This window comes from Pseudomonas profundi, from assembly GCF_008638305.1.
Lineage (GTDB): Bacteria > Pseudomonadota > Gammaproteobacteria > Pseudomonadales > Pseudomonadaceae > Halopseudomonas > Halopseudomonas profundi.
Window position 1 is genome coordinate 1 of sequence record NZ_VTPZ01000049.1, and the last position, 585, is coordinate 585.

Consider the following 585-nt stretch of genomic DNA (forward strand, 5'->3'; position numbering starts at 1 on the left):
TCGAAATCGCTGTTGCGCAGGCGCACATCGCCGAAGTGGGTGATGAGCTGGCGTAGCTTCTGGTCAGGAATCTTGCTCTGGCCGACCTTGCGGGTGAAGTCGATGTGCTCCAACACGCCTTCCAGGGACGCATTGCTTTCCTCGATCCCGGCCAACGCCTTATTCAGCAGGTCGCCGACGTTGAGGTGCGCTTCGTTGACCAGGTGGCTGAAGCGTGATTGTTGAGGAACCCAAAAACCGCCGTCGCGCTTGTACCAGCGTGGGCTTGCTGCCGAGACATAGGCGTCAGCCCGACTCTTTCCAGCCTTCAGTTCTTGGTCAACCACTTGCTCGTAGCGCTCCTCGAATACGTCGGAGCAGCGCTTCAGAAACAGCATCCCGAAGATGTATTCCTTGAACTCCGAGGCATCCATTTTGCCGCGCAGAATATCGGCGGCCTTGAACAGGTGGCGTTCCAGTTGTTGCAGCGTGAGGGGCATTGCGAAATCCCTATGGGCACCCGTCGTGGGGGCCTGTCCTGATGGCGTAAATGCCAGAGATTCTACCCCACATTCACGGACAGGATGCTCGATAGGCTGCTGATTC

At 57.6% G+C, this 585-nt stretch carries 1 protein-coding gene; it reads right to left on the reverse strand.

Annotation, left to right across the window (positions count from 1 at the left end; translation table 11 throughout):
- A partial coding sequence (locus FZE95_RS19515; RefSeq protein WP_150302453.1) for a type I restriction-modification system subunit M N-terminal domain-containing protein occupies positions 1–479 on the reverse strand: 479 nt, incomplete at its 3' end.
- Between the last annotated feature and the right edge of the window lie 106 nt (positions 480–585).